This is a genomic window from Enterobacter chengduensis (assembly GCF_001984825.2).
GTDB classification, from domain to species: domain Bacteria; phylum Pseudomonadota; class Gammaproteobacteria; order Enterobacterales; family Enterobacteriaceae; genus Enterobacter; species Enterobacter chengduensis.
In genome coordinates this window covers 2,526,583-2,541,904 of record NZ_CP043318.1, presented here as the reverse complement: position 1 = coordinate 2,541,904, position 15,322 = coordinate 2,526,583, and the positions used below count along the sequence as shown (strand labels likewise).

Genomic DNA, 15,322 nt, shown 5'->3' with positions numbered 1-15,322 from the left:
ACGGGCTGCGAGTATAACAGAGGCTAATGTATTGCGTCAGGCGCTAAGACGAAAACGCGAAACGGCCTTCAACAAAAGATCGGATTGCTTTTGCAGGCGTTCGGACGCGTCCGACGCGCCAGCGACCAGCAGATCCGTCTGACGGGAAACCTGATTCAGCGCCTGAAGCTGGCGCGTCATCTGATGAATACTGTCTCCCTGACTGAGCGTGGCGGTTGAGATCTCATTCAGTAAACTGCTTAAATTTCCCACCAGACCGGTGACCTGCTGCAGATTCTCTTCCATGAGATTAACGGCGCGGGAGCCGTCCTCAATGCCCTGCAGCGAGCGGTTAATCAGCTCCTGAATGGTCTGCGTCGAGTGGCTGCTCTTTCTGGCCAAAAGCCCAACTTCCCGGGCGACGACGGCGAACCCTCGCCCCTGGTTTCCGGCATGGGCCGCCTCAATGGCGGCATTCAGCGCCAGAATGTTTGTCTGAAACGCCACGCTGTCGATCATCGCCACGATCCCGCGCATCTCGGACGATCGGTCGACGATCGCCTGCATGGACGCGTTAACGGTCGACATCATCTGGTCGCCCCCTACGGCGGCCTGGCGCGCTTCATCGGCCCGCGTGCTGGCGAGCCTGGCATAGCCGGTATTCCCTTCTACATGGCTTTCCAGCGCCGCGATATGCGCCGTCACGTCCTCCAGCTCTTTCGCCTGGCGTGCCGACTGCTGATACAGCTTCTGGTTACCCTCCGCCAGGGATCCAATATTTTCCACCATGGTGGCAGTGGCATGGCTGACCTGCGTTACCAGCTGCTGGAGACCCTGCTGCATCGTCGCAATACTGTCGCTAAGCTGCCCTATCTCCCGGTTGAAGCGCATGACGTTCGGCGGCGTGCCGGAGAGATCCCCTGCCGCCAGGCGGTTAATATGCGCAATGAGGCGACGCAGCGGCGTAATCACCCACCGGGACATGCCGAACCAGACGGCAACCGCGATGGCGAGCAGCAGCACCGGCGCAAGCAGGAATAGCGTTTGCAGGCCGGAGAGCTGCGCCATTAAGCTCTGACGCCCCTGCATGGCCTGCTTTTCGCTTGCCTGCTGATAGCGCGCGTAGTTGTCGTTAAAATCGGACTGAAACGCCTGAGACGGCACGGCAAAGAAGGCGTCAATCGTGTTGGTTTTGAGAAGCCCTTCGGCCTGCTCTTCGATCGCGCCGTAGAAAAGCTGATAGCTGTTCACCAGGGCGTCGTCTTTCGGCGGATTCAGCGCCAGCCAGGCCTTCCACGCCTGCTGTGAAACCGCCAGCGCCTTTTGCGCATCATCCATCAGGCTATGCCAGCTTCCGTCGGATCCGGTCTCTTTATCCTGCATAAACCAGACGCCGGCGCGGTTAAGCAGATCGCTTGCCGCCAGCAGGGAGACGCGGGCCAGATCCAGCTTGCTCTGCTGCTGCCAGGCCAGCAGGTTTTGCTGCTCGTTGCGCTGGGCTTCGTTCAGGGAGGCGTTAAGCAGGAAGGATGAGGAGAGCTGCAGCGCGGAGAAAAGGCCAATAATACAAAAGATGCCCGTCAACAGGCCAAAGCGACGAGGGGTAAGACGCTGCGCAATACGGCGAAAAATTTGCGTTAGGTTCATAATTAGCTTCATTAACAATGCGTTAGACGCGTGCGAGTCTACGAAATGAAAATGACAGAACCATTGCAGAATAATGACAGCGGCCCTCGCGATGAGGGCCGACATGACGGGATTACACGCGATCCTTCCACACCGTCTGCACGTTGCAGAACTCGTGCAATCCAAAGTGGGAAAGCTCGCGGCCAAAGCCGCTTTTCTTCACGCCCCCGAAGGCCACGCGCGCATCGCTGGCGCTATAGCCGTTGATAAACACCCCGCCGCACTCCAGTTCGCGAGAGAAGGTATCCGCAAGCGCAGCGTCAGCGGTAAAGACGGTGGCGGACAGGCCAAAGTCGCTGTCGTTGGCAAGCGTCAGGGCGTGCGCCGCGTCTTTCGCGACGGTAATGGCCGCGACCGGACCAAACAGCTCCTGGCGGAACGCCGTCATCGATGGGGTGACGTTCGTCAGGACGGTTGGCGCGTAATAATTGCCGTCGCCGCTGATTTTCTCTCCGCCCAGCAGCAGCGTTGCCCCTTCCGACAGGGTGGCCTGCACCTGCTGATGCAGTTCATCGCGCAGGTCAAAACGCGCCATCGGACCCAGGTAGTTTTCTTCCTGGTCAGGCGCGCCCAGCTTCAGCGCAGCAACGGCCTCGACAAAGCGCTGGGTAAAGGTCTCGGCGATACCCTCTTCGACGATAAAACGTTTCGCCGCCGCGCAAACCTGCCCGGTATTCTGGTAGCGCCCCGCTACCGCGGCCTTCACGGCAAGATCCAGGTCGGCATCGTTAAGCACGACAAACGGGTCGGAGCCGCCCAGCTCCAGAACGCATTTTTTCAGCGCGGCCCCTGCCTGGGCGCCAATCGCCGCACCGGCTCGGACGCTGCCGGTAACGGTTACCGCCGCAATACGGGGATCGGTAATCGCCTGGCTGACGCCGTCGTTGGTGGCGTTCACCCAGCCGAACACGCCTTCCGGAAAACCCGCATCCGCGAAGATCTGCCCGATAAGCTCAGCAGAGCCGAGCACGTTGGGCGCATGTTTGAGCAGATAGCTGTTCCCGGCCAGCAGGATCGGCACCGCGCCGCGCAGCACCTGCCAGAGCGGGAAGTTCCACGGCATCACGGCGAGGATCGGCCCCAGGGGACGGTATTCAATGACCGCGTTCTGGTTTTCCACCAGCGTAGGCTCCGCGCGCAGCATCGTCGGGCCGTGTTCGGCGTACCAGTCGCACAGACCGGCGGATTTTGCCACCTCAGCCCGCGCCTGTAGGATGGGTTTGCCCATTTCACGGGAGATCGTCTGCGCCATCTCTTCCGCGCGGTTTCGCAGCGCGGCGCCGAGATCCCGCAGCTTCTGCGCCCGGTGGGACACGCTTTCGCGTCGCCACTGGCGATAGCCTGAGTCAGACAGAGAAATCGCGCGTTCAACCTCTTCCGGCGTCGCCCACGGATACGCTGCGATCGTTTCACCCGTAGCCGGGTTAACAGAGAGGGCATGTGTAGCAGATGAATATTTCATGATGTTCTCCACGCATTTCGGTTGATTCATTGTGGCCCACTCTGCTATTTCTTAAAAATGAATAATACTGACCACCTTATTCACGAAACGAGAATGCTATGGACCTAACCCAGCTTGAAATGTTTAACGCCGTCGCGCTGACGGGCAGCATCACCCAGGCGGCGCAGAAGGTGCACCGCGTCCCCTCAAACCTGACGACCCGCATCCGCCAGCTGGAAGCCGATCTTGGCGTGGAGCTGTTTATCCGTGAAAACCAGCGTTTGCGCTTATCGCCCGCCGGGCATAACTTCCTGCGCTACAGCAGGCAGATCCTGGCGCTGGTGGATGAAGCGCGGATGGTCGTCGCGGGTGACGAGCCGCAGGGGTTATTTGCCCTCGGCGCGCTGGAAAGTACCGCCGCCGTGCGTATTCCTGAAACGCTGGCGCAGTTTAACCAGCGCTATCCGCGCATCCAGTTTGCCCTTTCTACCGGGCCATCCGGGACGATGATTGACGGCGTGCTGGAGGGAACCCTAAGCGCCGCCTTTGTCGATGGGCCGCTGTCGCACCCTGAGCTGGAGGGGATGCCGGTCTACAGAGAAGAGATGATGCTGGTCACGCCCGCCGGACAGGCGGAAATCTCACGCGCCGCACAGGTCAGCGGCAGCGATGTTTACGCCTTTCGCGCCAACTGCTCGTATCGCCGACACCTGGAGAGCTGGTTTCATGCGGACAGAGCCACGCCCGGCCGCATTCATGAGATGGAGTCCTACCACGGCATGCTCGCCTGCGTCATTGCGGGGGCGGGCATCGCTCTGATGCCGCGCTCGATGCTGGAGAGTATGCCGGGACATCATCAGGTTGAGGCATGGCCGCTGGCAGAAAACTGGCGCTGGCTCACCACCTGGCTGGTGTGGCGACGCGGGGCAATGACTCGCCAGCTCGAAGCCTTTATAGCGCTGCTAAACGAACGTCTTCAACCAGCGCCTTCTCCATAAACAGGCTGAGCGGATCGTCAACATACGGGGCAAATGCCGGACGCAAATCGTACCCGCACTGCGCGTAAAGACGCACCGCGGCGGGTTGTTTGATCCCCGTTTCAAGCCGTACCGTGTGGCAATGACGGCTCAGGGCTTCATCTTCCAGAGCGGCCAGCAGCGTCTCCCCCAGATGCTGCCCGCGATGGGCCGGATCGATATACACCCGCTTCATCTCCCCCGTGCCGTCACCGTTGAGCACGATGGCTCCACAGCCCACGGCCTGCAGCTGCTGGTCACGAATAACCATCAGGATAAGGGAGGTTTCCGGCAGCGCGGCGAGGTCGAGAAGATGATTACTTTCGGCGGGATAAAGCTCGCTCTGATAGCGGTCGAGCGCCGCGATCAGCTTGAGAATGTCCGGGTGACGGGCAGATTCAGAGGTAATGGAATACATGGCAGGCTCCTTGCTTTTTATGAGGCTAAATTTCAACATAGCGCAGGCCTGCCAGGGTGCTTCATAGTATTAACTTATGTCATGACGCCAGCGTCAACTGGACATCTAACGCCCTCAACCCGGCCTGTGTCGCTTCGTCCAGCCTGCTGTCCGTGACGATATCCGTCAGGGTATTAAGATGCGCCACGTTAAACAACGACCAGGCTCCGTACTTGGAACTGTCCGCCAGCAGCACGCGACGTTTAGCATTGGCAATCAGATCCCGCTTTAAGGCAGCCTTCTCTTCCGTTGGTGAGGTAATGCCGCGGGTGATATCCCATCCGTTACAGCTAACGAAAGCCACATCTGGCCACACGTTCTGCAGCAAGCGACGCCCGTGCTCACCGATGCAGGACTGACTTGAATCATCAATACGCCCGCCAATTATCGTCACTTCAATCTGACGGAATTCCGAGAGAAACAGCGCGATGTGCAAGTCGCTGGTGATGACGCGAAGCGGCAGATGCGTAATTTGGCGAGCGAGTTCAATCATCGTGGTGCCAGCATCGAGCACAATGGCGTCGCCCGCTTTAACAAAGCTTGCCGCCGCGCTGGCGATGGCGTGTTTTTCTGCCAGACTGCGCTGCATTTTTTCATGCGTTGTGGGCTGGGAAGGAATAAACCGGTTAAGGGTAACGCCGCCATGGGTGCGGCTAATGACACCTTCCTGATCGAGCTTTATCAAATCCCTGCGGATCGTCGCCGGAGAGGCATCGGTAATTGCCACCAGCTGATCCACCGTCACCAGATTGTGCCCTTTCAGGTAATCCATTATCTGCTCTAACCGGTTATATCCCTTCATATCATTCCCGTGTAATTTGCATAGCCAACTGGATAGACACCGTCATGCTCTCAGACTTCGCTTTGCCGGTCCAGGCAATATCGAATGCGGTACCGTGGTCCGCAGAGGTACGGATAAACGGCAAGCCGGCGGTGATATTCACCCCGTCATAAAAGCCGAGTAATTTTAGCGGAATATGCCCCTGATCGTGATACATCGCAACGACCATGTCATACATTCCTTCGTGGCATTGCATAAATACCGTATCCGGTGGACACGGTCCGGTGACGTTTAACCCCTGCGCTTTCATCGCGTCGATAGCCGGGCCGACAATCTTGATCTCTTCATCGCCAAACAGGCCGTTTTCACCCGCATGCGGGTTAACGCCGGCAACCGCAATGCGCGGTTGTTGAAAGCCGACGCGTTTCAGGAATCTATCCGCAATCCCAATCACGGTTTTTACCCGATCCTGATTGAGCGTATCAAGGAATTTGCGCAACGCAATGTGGGTCGTGATGTGAATCACCTTCAGTTTGTCCGTATACAGCACCATGGCGTAATCTTTGCTGTCGGTCAGATGCGCCAGCAGCTCGGTATGACCCGGATAGAGATGCCCGGCCAGGTGCAGCGCCTCTTTATTCAGGGGAGCCGTTGCAATCGCCTTCACCTCACCCGCCATCGCCAGTTCGGTAGCACGCTTCACGCAACGATAAGCCAGATCCCCGGCCTCAGCCTGAACGATACCCGGCTTCAGTGCATCAGGATCGGCCAGCGGTTCATCAAGCACGTTAATCACGCCAGCGGCAAAGCGCGCGCCGCTGACCGTGTCGATAGTGCGGATATCCGCCTGCCCGGTGATTCCTTTCTCAAGCACCCGCTGCAGCGTTCTGGCGCAGCCCACAACCACCACAGGCGCCCCTGACAACTCACCCTCGGTGAGGGATTTGATGATGATTTCCGGGCCAATGCCAGCCGGGTCACCCATGGTTACAGCAATAATTTTAGTCACTCAGTCTCTCCTCGATAAAATGCAACACCTCAAGCAGCGTCTCTTCGTTTCCGAAGCCCCCTGCTTTGGTCATTACCGGCTGCTGCCAGCCACAACCCAGAAATTTTCCGACTGGCACGCACTGTGCGACGCACCCGGTAATCTCAAACCCCCGAGCGTCCAGTGCCCTCGCGACAGCCATCGCCACGTCGCCACCGGAGACGTACAGCGCGTCAGGCGTCTGCGCCGCCAGCACCTGTCGGGTCAGTTCGCCTAAAAACGTACAAATTTTTTCGCCCAGGCCTGCGCGGGTGACGCGATACTGCTGGCAGAGTTGCTCGACCTGATGCCGGGCCTCGTGGCCCGCACAGGTATGCACAATGCAGTGATGGCCAGACTGAAGTACCTGCGCAATCTGTTCGAGATACCGGGACGTGTCTCCGCGCAGCGCGTCATTCACATCAATGAGTACCGACGAGACGTCCGCCTGGCTTACCGCCAGTGCAATCTGTCGTTGCGCGATCTCACTCATCGAGCCGACGGCGGCCAGCAGTTGTTTACGCCGGACCGGGGCCAGATGACGGGCCAGCGCATCGCATAATCCAGCAGAGCCCACCAGCAGCGGCGTCTGTGAGCAGGCCAACGCGGCATCGATAATGGCGTCCATCTCCTCATCGGTGTGCGCATCCACGATGAGCCATTCCGTTCCTCGGGCAAGTTCGGCAGTGAGCGTTTTCACGGTCACGCTTTTAGCGCTCACCCCGGTAAACAGGTCAGCAATAGCGGCAGACGGGACAGGCGTTTTGGGATCGCTGGCAAATTCGGTTTCATCCACCGGAACGCCGTTTACCAGACACCTGCCGAACCGCGTGATCCGCCCTGCTGACGGGTATGCCGGCGCCACGATCACCTGCCGCCTGCCGCTTAATGCCTTAAGAACCTGAGATTCGGCTCCTGCGTTGCCGCGCAGCGTGGAATCCATCTTTTTAATGAGCCAGCGGGCATCCGCGATTTCAGCCCCAAGTGCGGCCACCCTTTCGGCCGCCTCCGATGCCTTCAGCGCCCGGGAATCGGTGTTAACAATCAGCACATCGCTCGCCTGGGTAAACGGTGTATGAAACGCCACAATGACTTTTTTGCCGCACAGCGCCAGGCTGACACCGGCATCATTTGCGCCGGTAAAGTCATCGGCGACGACCACGACCTCTCTGTTCACATTGCTCACTTTCATCCCCACTTCGGGTTAGCCTTTCCCGTTAATGATTATATTCAATCATGATTGATTATATGTGAGCAATATCAAGTTAATCAGTTTGCGAATAAATTATAAATTTAGCCACACGATGACCATGAAGCGTCTTGCTTGAGCGAAATCAATCATAGATACAGAGACAGGAGAAAAGCGTGGTTACGATCAACAGCACCCTGATTAGCGGGGCGAATGCCATCGCCGCCATCAGGCCATTACTTACTGATAAAACGCAGATCCTGCTGGTAACGGACGGCAATATTGCGCGTCTGGAGGCAGCAAAGCAGATCCGCGCGATCCTCGAAGAGGACCAGCGCGGCGTCACGATTATCGACAATGTCCCGCCTGAGCCCACCCATCACGACGTGAACCAGCTGCTCTCGACGTTAAAGGGAACGTTTGGGCTGGTCGTCGGCCTCGGCGGTGGTAGCGTACTGGATGTAGCCAAACTGCTTTCAGTACTTTGTCACCCGCTTTCTCCGGGGCTGGACAACCTGCTCGCGGGCATAAAACCGGTGGCACGCATCGCGTCACTGCTGATCCCGGCCACTGCAGGAACCGGATCGGAAGCGACGCCGAATGCCATTCTGGCCATACCGGAGCAAAGCACGAAAGTGGGCATCATCTCCTCCGTCCTGCTGCCCGATTACGTCGCCCTGCTGCCGGAGCTGACGACCAGCATGCCCGCACACATTGCCTCATCCACCGGGATTGATGCCCTGTGCCATCTGATTGAGTGTTTCACCTCAACGGTCGCTAATCCGATTAGCGATAACGCCGCGCTGATGGGCCTGTCTAAGCTGCTCAACAACATTGAAACGGCCTGCGCCGAACCGGGCAATCTGCTGGCGAAACTGGAGATGCTGTGGGCGTCTTACTACGGCGGGGTCGCCATTGCACATGCTGGCACGCACCTGGTTCACGCCCTGTCCTACCCGCTCGGCGGCAAATATCACCTGCCTCACGGGGTGGCCAACGCGATTCTGCTGGCGCCCTGCATGCGCGTGGTTCGTCCCCACTGCGTGACGAAATTTGCGCAAGTCTGGGATTTGGTGCCCGGCGCGAATACGTCGCTGTCAGACGAAGAAAAATCCCACGCGCTGGTGGAGTACTTTGCCGCGCTGGTTCGCAGACTCAACCTGCCGGATAACCTGGAGACACTGGGCGTACCGCGTGAAGATATCGCCTCCCTCAGTGATGCGGCCCTTAACGTTAAGCGGCTCATGAACAATGCACCCTGTCAGGTTAATCACGACGAGGTGCAGGCGATTTACCGGACACTGTTTCCCCAACATTAATAGCCAAGGAGTGTGTAATGCGTAACAACATCAGGGGCGTGCTAACGGCCGTTGTAACCCCCTTTGACATGGAAGGCGCGCTGAACCTGTCGGGCCTGAAACGACAGATCAATCGTCAACTCAGTGCTGGCAACGGCATCTTCTGCGGCGGCACAAACGGCGAGTTCTTCGTGCTTAACGAAGAAGAAAAAATCGCCGTCACCCGCACCTGCGTGGAAACGGTGGCCGGGCGCGCACCGGTCGTGGCGCACATTGGGGAAATTTCGACCCGCGAAACCATCCGTCTGGGGAAACAGATCGCCTCGCTGGGCGTCGATGCCGTTTCCGTCATTACCCCTTACTTCGTTCCGCTGAAACAGTCTGAACTGGTCGCGCACTACACCGCTATCGCCGACGCGCTAGCCGTACCGGTATTTCTGTACAACATTCCAGCGCGTACCGGCAATACCATTGAACCCGCTACCGCACGCGCGCTGGCCGAACATCCCAACATCGTCGGTATTAAAGACAGTGCCGGGAGCTATGAAAGCCTGAGTGGATTCCTTAATGCGGTGAGGGACATGGATGGATTCGACGTGCTCAACGGCCCAGATTCGCTTATCCACCAGGGCTTCGTCGACGGATGTTCGGCCTGCATTTCCGGGCTGGCAAACGTGGCGCCGACGGCCATCAACGCTATCTGGTCACGCTTTAACGCGGGGGATATTGACGGTTCCCGCCTCGCGCAGGAGAGCGTCACCCAACTGCGCACCGAGCTGTACAACGTGGCGTTTTCCCCTGCCGCAGTCAAAAAAGCACTGCAAATCATGGGGGAAGACGTCGGTGAGAGTCGATATGCCGTGGCATTTAGCGAGCAGCAGTGCCAACAGATACGCCGAATAGTGACAACGTCACTTAACTAAACGACGTTGGTTTCGTCAATAAGAATACCGGGTACCTGAGGTGCCCAGGATTCACTCGCCCTGAAGAGAGGCAAAGATGAATAATTTTACCGCTGAAGATACCCTAATCATTGTGGGCATTGTTATTGCTTACATCCTTTTCACCACCTGGCTGACCTTCCGGATCCGCAGTAAAAATTCCGGCGATTTTATGGAAGGCTCCCGCGCGATGCCGGCGTTTATTGTCGGGATCCTGCTGATGTCCGAGTATATCGGCGCTAAATCCACCATCGGCACCGCACAGGCGGCGTTTGAAGACGGCTTTGCCGCGTCATGGTCGGTCATCGGGGCCGCGATTGGCTTCCCGCTCTTTGGCCTGTTACTGGTAAAACGCATCTACAACACCGGGAAAATCACTATCTCTGGTGCGATTGCTGAAAAATACGGTAACAGCACCAAAAACATTATCTCTGTCATCATGATTTACGCCCTGCTGCTGGTTAACGTGGGGAATTACGTCAGCGGCGCAGCGGCTATTTCCACCGTACTGAAAGTCAACCTGCCCGTTGCCGCCTTCATTACGGCCATCGTCAGTACCTTCTACTTCGCCTTTGGCGGCATGAAGGGGGTAGCCTGGGTGACCGTACTGCACAGCGCGCTGAAATACTTTGGTATCCTCGCTATCATGGGCTTTGCGCTCTCCAAAACCGGCGGCTTTACGCCAATGATTGAAAACATGCCGGCCTTCTACTGGACCTGGGACGGTAACATCGGTGCGTCGACCATTTTCGCCTGGCTCATCGGCACCATTGGCTCTATCTTCTGTACCCAGTTTGTAATCCAGGCAATCTCCTCCACCAAAGACGTGAAATCGGCCAAACGCTCTACCTGGGTCGCCTTCTTCTTCTGCCTGCCGATTGCGCTGGCCATTGCGGTGATTGGGGTGGCGGCAAAATACCTGCACCCGGAAATTAACAGCCTGTATGCAATGCCGATTTTCCTGCAGGACATGAACCCGTGGCTGGCCGGCCTGGTCACCACCTCTCTGGTGGCGTCTATTTTCGTCAGCGTCAGTACCGTGGCGCTGGCTATCGCCTCCCTGGTGGTAAAAGACTTTTACGTGCCGATGCGCAACCCAACGCCCGATCAGGAGTTTAAGGCCACCCGCTGGATCTCCCTGCTGATTGGTTTCCTGCCGCTGATTTTTGTTCTGCTGGTACCTGAAGTCCTGAAGCTCTCGTTCTTTACCCGCGCCATTCGCCTTTCGATTTCCGTGGTGGCCGTTATTGCGTTTTACGCGCCGTTCTTCCGCAGCACCCGCGGTGCCAATGCGGGCCTGATTGGCGCCTGCGTCGTCACCTCCGTCTGGTATCTGCTGGGCGATCCTTTCGGCATCAACAATATGTACATTGCCTTGCTGACCCCTGCCGTCATCATGGCGATCGACCGCCTCATTCCGGGAAAAGCGCAGGGTAAAGCACCAACCCCCGCTCAAAATAATGGAGTCTGATATGTCTGTAACCGTAACCCGCGACGGGATTGTTCGACCACAACAGGATGCGCACGTGCAAACCGCCATGCTGCCCTCCTCTTGCCCACAAAACCACGCGGCGAATCTGCTGCCGCTGCCGGATGGCTCGCTGATGTGCGTCTGGTTTGGCGGCACTCAGGAAGGCATTGCCGATATCTCCGTGTGGGGATCACGCCTGGCACCGGGCAGCCAGCAGTGGAGTGATGCGGTAAAACTGTCGGACGATGCCACACGTTCCGAACAGAACCCGGTTCTGTTCCTGGCCCCGGACAACGTCCTGTGGCTGCTGTGGACCGCGCAGATCTCAGGTAATCAGGATACGGCTATCGTTCGCTATCGCCAGTCCCGGGATCTGGGGAAAACCTGGGGGGAGATCGCTACCCTGCTCGATAAACCGGGCACGTTTATCCGTCAGCCGATTGTAGTGGTGGATAACGGTAACTGGCTGCTCCCGGTGTTTTATTGCCGTACCCAACCAGGTGAGAAATGGGTCGGCAACGACGATATCAGCGCGGTAAAAATATCCGGGGACGGCGGCAAAACGTGGCGCGATGTTGAAGTACCGGAAAGCCTCGGCTGCGTACATATGAATATTACCCGCCTGCTCAACGGCACACTGGTCGCCCTGTTCCGCAGCCGCTGGGCAGACAATATCTATTACAGCCAGTCAACGGATAACGGCGAAAGCTGGTCCGTACCGGAGCCCACGGAGCTCCCTAATAATAACTCCTCTATCCAGGTGACCACGCTTGCGGGCGGTGAACTCGCGCTGGTCTTTAACCCCATGAGCGCCGCCGGGGCGCGGGAACGTCGCGCCTCGTTATACGATGAAATTGACGATGGTGATGACCGCAAGGAGCCGGTTGTTACCCACGGTCGGACGGCCTTCTGGGGCGCACCGCGGGCGCCGATGACCGTCGCCATTTCGCCTGACGGCGGAAAAACCTGGCCGTGGCAGCGTCATCTGGACGAGGGGGATGGTTACTGCATGACCAACAACTCTCTGGAAAAGCTGAACCGCGAATTCTCCTATCCCAGCATCAAACAGGGGCCCGATGGCGCGCTTCATATCGCGTACACCTACTTCCGCCAGGCCATCAAATATGTGCGGGTGACCCCGGAATGGGTTAAGGAGTCCATATGATTATCGGTCATCTCAACGCCCTGCCGCTGGCAGGGCTTCCGTCGGCGTTGTACGCCCTGCTATCCCGTCCGGACTGCACGCTGCAGGCGCTCAGCGAACGCGATGACGGGCGCTGGCAGCCGGAAAATGCAACCTGGTTTTGCCAGATTGGTCCGGCGCAGACGCAGCCACGTGCAGATCGGCATACGGAGTACCATCGCCAGTGGGCCGATATTCAGGTTGTGCTGGCAGGAGAAGAACATATTTATGCTGGCGCACGCCCCACTGGCAAGCCGGAGGACGAAGAGCGTAAGCCGGATCTCTTTATTACTTCACCTGCTGAACACAGCGTGAGGATCCGTCTTAACGCAGGAGACTTTGCGGTCTTTTGTCCTGGAGAACCCCACCAGGCGCTGTGCGCCGCAGAGGCGCCGCTGACCGTTCGCAAAGCGGTATTTAAAATTCCCCGAGCGATGCTGGAGGTCTGACATGCGTCACGCCGTCGTCACCGGGGCCAGCTCCGGAATTGGTGAGGCCATCGTCAAGCGTTTACTGGCGGAAGGCTGGCAGGTCACCGGGCTCAGCCGCCGGGCAGTGATGCTGAATGCCCCTGGCTTCACGAGCCTGCGCGTGGATATCAGCGATCCTGCTGCGCTGTGCAGCGCCCTGCAAACCATCGCGACGCCCCAGGCGGTGATCCATGCTGCAGGGATGATGGCCGCTGCGCCCCTGGGCCAGCTCGAAAGCGATGTGAGCACCTCACTGTGGCAACTCCACGTCCGGGCCTGTGAGGCGTTGTTTAACCATTTTGCGCCCGCAATGGCCGCAGGTGGACGGTTTGTGGCGATTGGCAGCAGAACCTCTCGCGGTGCAGCAGGACGATCGCAGTACGTTGCCACCAAAGCAGCGATGGTAGGGATGGTCAGAAGCTGGGCGGCGGAACTGGCCCCGCGCGGGATCACCGCTAACGTGGTCGCGCCAGGGGCTACCCAAACGCCGATGCTCAGCGCACCGGGGAGAGAAACCTCGCCGCCGAAGTGTCCGCCAATCGGACGTCTGATCGCCCCAGAGGAGGTGGCGGGGTTGGTGAATTTCTTACTTAGCAATGAAGCCGCCGCTATCACCGGTCAGGAGATGGTGATATGCGGCGGCGCCTCACTCGGCTAGCGCAGGAAAACGCGCCCTTTCAGATACAGGGTGGCCTGACCGCCGATCAGCACGCGATCGCCCTTCAGCTCGCAGCGCAGATCCCCGCCACGGTAGGACACCTGGCGGGCGCTGAGTGACGTTTTTCCCAGCTTTTCGCTCCAGTAGGGGATCAGCATGCTGTGGGCGGAGCCGGTGACCGGATCTTCCGGCACCCCTTCGCCGGGGCAGAAAAAGCGGCTGACGAAGTCATATTCTTCTCCAGGCGCCGTCACGCAGACCATTTTATCCAGCGGAAGCATCGCCCCAATATCCGGCGTTAACGCCTCCACCTGCCGCTGGCTCTCCAGCACCACCATGTAATCGCGTCCAACGCGCACCTCTTTGGCGTCCGTGATGCCCAGCGCGCTAAACAGCACCTCGGGCGGATTATCCACGACCTCCGTCGACCAGGCCGGGAAATTCAGCGTCAGCCAGTCGCCGCTGCGTTTTACCGTCAGCTCGCCCACGAAGCGGGTGGTGAAGGTGATTTCGGTATGCGGATAATCAAGATATTCAAAAATGACGTGTGATGCGGCAAGGGTGGCATGGCCGCAAAGGTTAATTTCATCCCGCGTGGTGAACCAGCGCAGCTCAAACCCACCGTCCGTTCGCACGAAGAAGGCGGTCTCGGACTGATTATGCTGCTGCGCCATTTTAAGGAGCGTCTCGTCCGGCAACCACGCTTCCAGAGGACATACCGCCGCGGCGTTGCCGCCAAACGTTTTGTCGCTAAAGGCATCCACCAGATAAAAATCAATTTTCTGCATTGTCTCTTCCTCTCTTGTTATGGGTATCTAGCGCAGAAAAACTGTGCCTTTCAGATAAAGTGTGGCCTGCCCGCTCATCAGCACGCGCGATCCTCTCAGCTCGCAGCGTATATCCCCCCCTCGTGCAGAAACCTGGCGGGCAAACATCGACGTTTTGCCCAGCTTTTCGCTCCAGTAGGGGATCAGCATCGTGTGCGCGGAGCCGGTGACCGGATCTTCCGGGACAGACACGCCCGGTGAGAAGAAGCGGCTGACAAAATCATATTCCCCCTCACCGCGCGCCGTCACGCTCACCTTATGCTCGCCCGGCGTCATTGCCGAAAAGTGAGGCGCAAGCGCCTCAACCTGCTCGCGGCTCTCCAGAACGATCGTCCAGGCGCGCCCTTTACGGGCTTCGACGTAGCGGCTGATACCCAGCGCCGAGAGCATCTCCGGCGGCGGTGTCTCTGTATGGGTTGGACACGCCGGGAAGTCCAGCGTCATCCACTCCCCCTCCCGGCTGACCGTCAGGCGGCCAGACGCGGTGTCGAAGTGGATCCGCGAATCCGGGTAATCCAGCTCGGTAAACAGAACGTGTGCGGCCGCCAGCGTGGCGTGACCGCAGAGATTGACTTCGGTGAGGGTGGTAAACCAGCGTAGCTCAATGCCCCCTTTACTGCAGACGAAAAAGGCCGTTTCTGACTGATTATGCTGCTGCGCCATTTTCAGCAAGGTCTCATTAGGTAACCACGCGTTCAGCGGGCAAACGGCTGCCGGGTTGCCGCCAAACGTGGTGTCGCTGAACGCATCGACCAGATAAAAATCAATATCCTGCATTGTCTTACCACCTGTTTTTATTGTGATGTTCTTTTATCTTCAACGAAAACCGCCTTCCCGGCTACCGCCTTCACAAGGTAAATATCGAGATCTGCATCACATAATGGTTGAGTTTTCGCCG

15 protein-coding genes are annotated in these 15,322 nt (G+C 58.2%); 7 read left to right on the top strand and 8 right to left on the bottom strand.

The annotated features are described in order from the left end of the window. Nucleotides 1-36: 36 nt before the first annotated feature. Entirely contained in the window at nt 37-1,626 is a 1,590-nt protein-coding gene (locus FY206_RS12415; protein ID WP_032640160.1) for a methyl-accepting chemotaxis protein, read from the bottom strand. Nucleotides 1,627-1,738: 112 nt separating this feature from the next. Continuing rightward, entirely contained in the window at nt 1,739-3,127 is a 1,389-nt protein-coding gene (gene sad / locus FY206_RS12410; RefSeq protein WP_032640161.1) for a succinate-semialdehyde dehydrogenase, read from the bottom strand. 98 nt (nt 3,128-3,225) lie between these two features. On the opposite strand from sad, the gene ptrR reads away from it, so the two are divergent. After that, nucleotides 3,226-4,104 (top strand): putrescine utilization regulator PtrR, encoded by an 879-nt coding sequence (gene ptrR / locus FY206_RS12405; RefSeq protein ID WP_032640162.1) that lies wholly within the window; start codon nt 3,226-3,228, stop codon nt 4,102-4,104. On the opposite strand, the gene FY206_RS12400 is transcribed toward ptrR, so the two are convergent. The 4 genes from FY206_RS12400 to dtnK form a co-directional block, all read right to left on the bottom strand. Further along, a complete protein-coding gene (locus FY206_RS12400; protein ID WP_032640164.1) occupies nt 4,058-4,540 on the bottom strand; it encodes a GNAT family N-acetyltransferase in 483 nt (160 codons plus the stop codon). The genes ptrR and FY206_RS12400 overlap by 47 nt on opposite strands. Nucleotides 4,541-4,619: 79 nt before the next feature. Beyond that, nucleotides 4,620-5,381 carry a DeoR/GlpR family DNA-binding transcription regulator gene (locus tag FY206_RS12395; protein ID WP_032640166.1) on the bottom strand — a complete coding sequence of 254 codons (762 nt, stop codon included), beginning with the start codon at nt 5,379-5,381 and terminating at the stop codon, nt 4,620-4,622. Nucleotide 5,382: 1 nt separating this feature from the next. After that, complete coding sequence (locus FY206_RS12390) at nt 5,383-6,369, bottom strand: D-threonate 4-phosphate dehydrogenase (protein ID WP_032640168.1); 987 nt, start codon at nt 6,367-6,369, stop codon at nt 5,383-5,385. Then, nucleotides 6,362-7,579 (bottom strand): D-threonate kinase, encoded by a 1,218-nt coding sequence (gene dtnK, locus FY206_RS12385; RefSeq protein WP_077064011.1) that lies wholly within the window; start codon nt 7,577-7,579, stop codon nt 6,362-6,364. Before dtnK ends, FY206_RS12390 begins: the two co-directional genes overlap by 8 nt. Before the next feature lie 173 nt (nt 7,580-7,752). Here dtnK and FY206_RS12380 point away from each other — a divergent pair, with 173 nt between their 5' ends. The 6 genes from FY206_RS12380 to FY206_RS12355 all read left to right on the top strand — a co-directional run bounded on the left by FY206_RS12380 (nt 7,753) and on the right by FY206_RS12355 (nt 13,597). Further along, nucleotides 7,753-8,895, top strand: coding sequence for an iron-containing alcohol dehydrogenase (locus FY206_RS12380; RefSeq protein WP_032640172.1), 1,143 nt, complete (start codon nt 7,753-7,755; stop codon nt 8,893-8,895). Nucleotides 8,896-8,912: 17 nt separating this feature from the next. Further along, nucleotides 8,913-9,797: a dihydrodipicolinate synthase family protein gene (locus FY206_RS12375; protein ID WP_032640174.1), complete on the top strand. Its 885-nt coding sequence runs from the start codon at nt 8,913-8,915 to the stop codon at nt 9,795-9,797. 76 nt (nt 9,798-9,873) lie between these two features. Then, nucleotides 9,874-11,286, top strand: coding sequence for a sodium:solute symporter family protein (locus FY206_RS12370; RefSeq protein ID WP_032640176.1), 1,413 nt, complete (start codon nt 9,874-9,876; stop codon nt 11,284-11,286). Nucleotide 11,287: 1 nt separating this feature from the next. Then, nucleotides 11,288-12,451: a sialidase family protein gene (locus FY206_RS12365; protein WP_032640178.1), complete on the top strand. Its 1,164-nt coding sequence runs from the start codon at nt 11,288-11,290 to the stop codon at nt 12,449-12,451. Further along, nucleotides 12,448-12,918, top strand: a complete 471-nt coding sequence (locus tag FY206_RS12360) for a NanQ anomerase/TabA/YiaL family protein (RefSeq protein ID WP_032640181.1) — start codon at nt 12,448-12,450, stop codon at nt 12,916-12,918. Before FY206_RS12365 ends, FY206_RS12360 begins: the two co-directional genes overlap by 4 nt. A 1-nt stretch (nt 12,919) precedes the next feature. After that, nucleotides 12,920-13,597, top strand: coding sequence for an SDR family NAD(P)-dependent oxidoreductase (locus tag FY206_RS12355; protein WP_032640183.1), 678 nt, complete (start codon nt 12,920-12,922; stop codon nt 13,595-13,597). Here FY206_RS12355 and FY206_RS12350 read toward each other — a convergent pair. Then, nucleotides 13,594-14,385: a PhzF family phenazine biosynthesis protein gene (locus tag FY206_RS12350; RefSeq protein WP_032640185.1), complete on the bottom strand. Its 792-nt coding sequence runs from the start codon at nt 14,383-14,385 to the stop codon at nt 13,594-13,596. The two genes, FY206_RS12355 and FY206_RS12350, sit on opposite strands and share 4 nt — an antisense overlap. Nucleotides 14,386-14,412: 27 nt before the next feature. Further along, nucleotides 14,413-15,201, bottom strand: coding sequence for a PhzF family phenazine biosynthesis protein (locus tag FY206_RS12345; protein WP_032640187.1), 789 nt, complete (start codon nt 15,199-15,201; stop codon nt 14,413-14,415). Between the last annotated feature and the right edge of the window lie 121 nt (nt 15,202-15,322).

Bases quoted from the DNA above. Each gene is read 5' to 3' on its own strand.
- FY206_RS12415 (WP_032640160.1), bottom strand. From the start codon at position 1,626: ATGAACCTAACGCAAATTTTTCGCCGTATTGCGCAGCGTCTTACCCCT.
- sad (WP_032640161.1), bottom strand. From the start codon at position 3,127: ATGAAATATTCATCTGCTACACATGCCCTCTCTGTTAACCCGGCTACG.
- ptrR (WP_032640162.1), top strand. From the start codon at position 3,226: ATGGACCTAACCCAGCTTGAAATGTTTAACGCCGTCGCGCTGACGGGC.
- FY206_RS12400 (WP_032640164.1), bottom strand. From the start codon at position 4,540: ATGTATTCCATTACCTCTGAATCTGCCCGTCACCCGGACATTCTCAAG.
- FY206_RS12395 (WP_032640166.1), bottom strand. From the start codon at position 5,381: ATGAAGGGATATAACCGGTTAGAGCAGATAATGGATTACCTGAAAGGG.
- dtnK (WP_077064011.1), bottom strand. From the start codon at position 7,579: ATGAAAGTGAGCAATGTGAACAGAGAGGTCGTGGTCGTCGCCGATGAC.
- FY206_RS12375 (WP_032640174.1), top strand. From the start codon at position 8,913: ATGCGTAACAACATCAGGGGCGTGCTAACGGCCGTTGTAACCCCCTTT.
- FY206_RS12370 (WP_032640176.1), top strand. From the start codon at position 9,874: ATGAATAATTTTACCGCTGAAGATACCCTAATCATTGTGGGCATTGTT.
- FY206_RS12365 (WP_032640178.1), top strand. From the start codon at position 11,288: ATGTCTGTAACCGTAACCCGCGACGGGATTGTTCGACCACAACAGGAT.
- FY206_RS12360 (WP_032640181.1), top strand. From the start codon at position 12,448: ATGATTATCGGTCATCTCAACGCCCTGCCGCTGGCAGGGCTTCCGTCG.
- FY206_RS12355 (WP_032640183.1), top strand. From the start codon at position 12,920: ATGCGTCACGCCGTCGTCACCGGGGCCAGCTCCGGAATTGGTGAGGCC.
- FY206_RS12350 (WP_032640185.1), bottom strand. From the start codon at position 14,385: ATGCAGAAAATTGATTTTTATCTGGTGGATGCCTTTAGCGACAAAACG.
- FY206_RS12345 (WP_032640187.1), bottom strand. From the start codon at position 15,201: ATGCAGGATATTGATTTTTATCTGGTCGATGCGTTCAGCGACACCACG.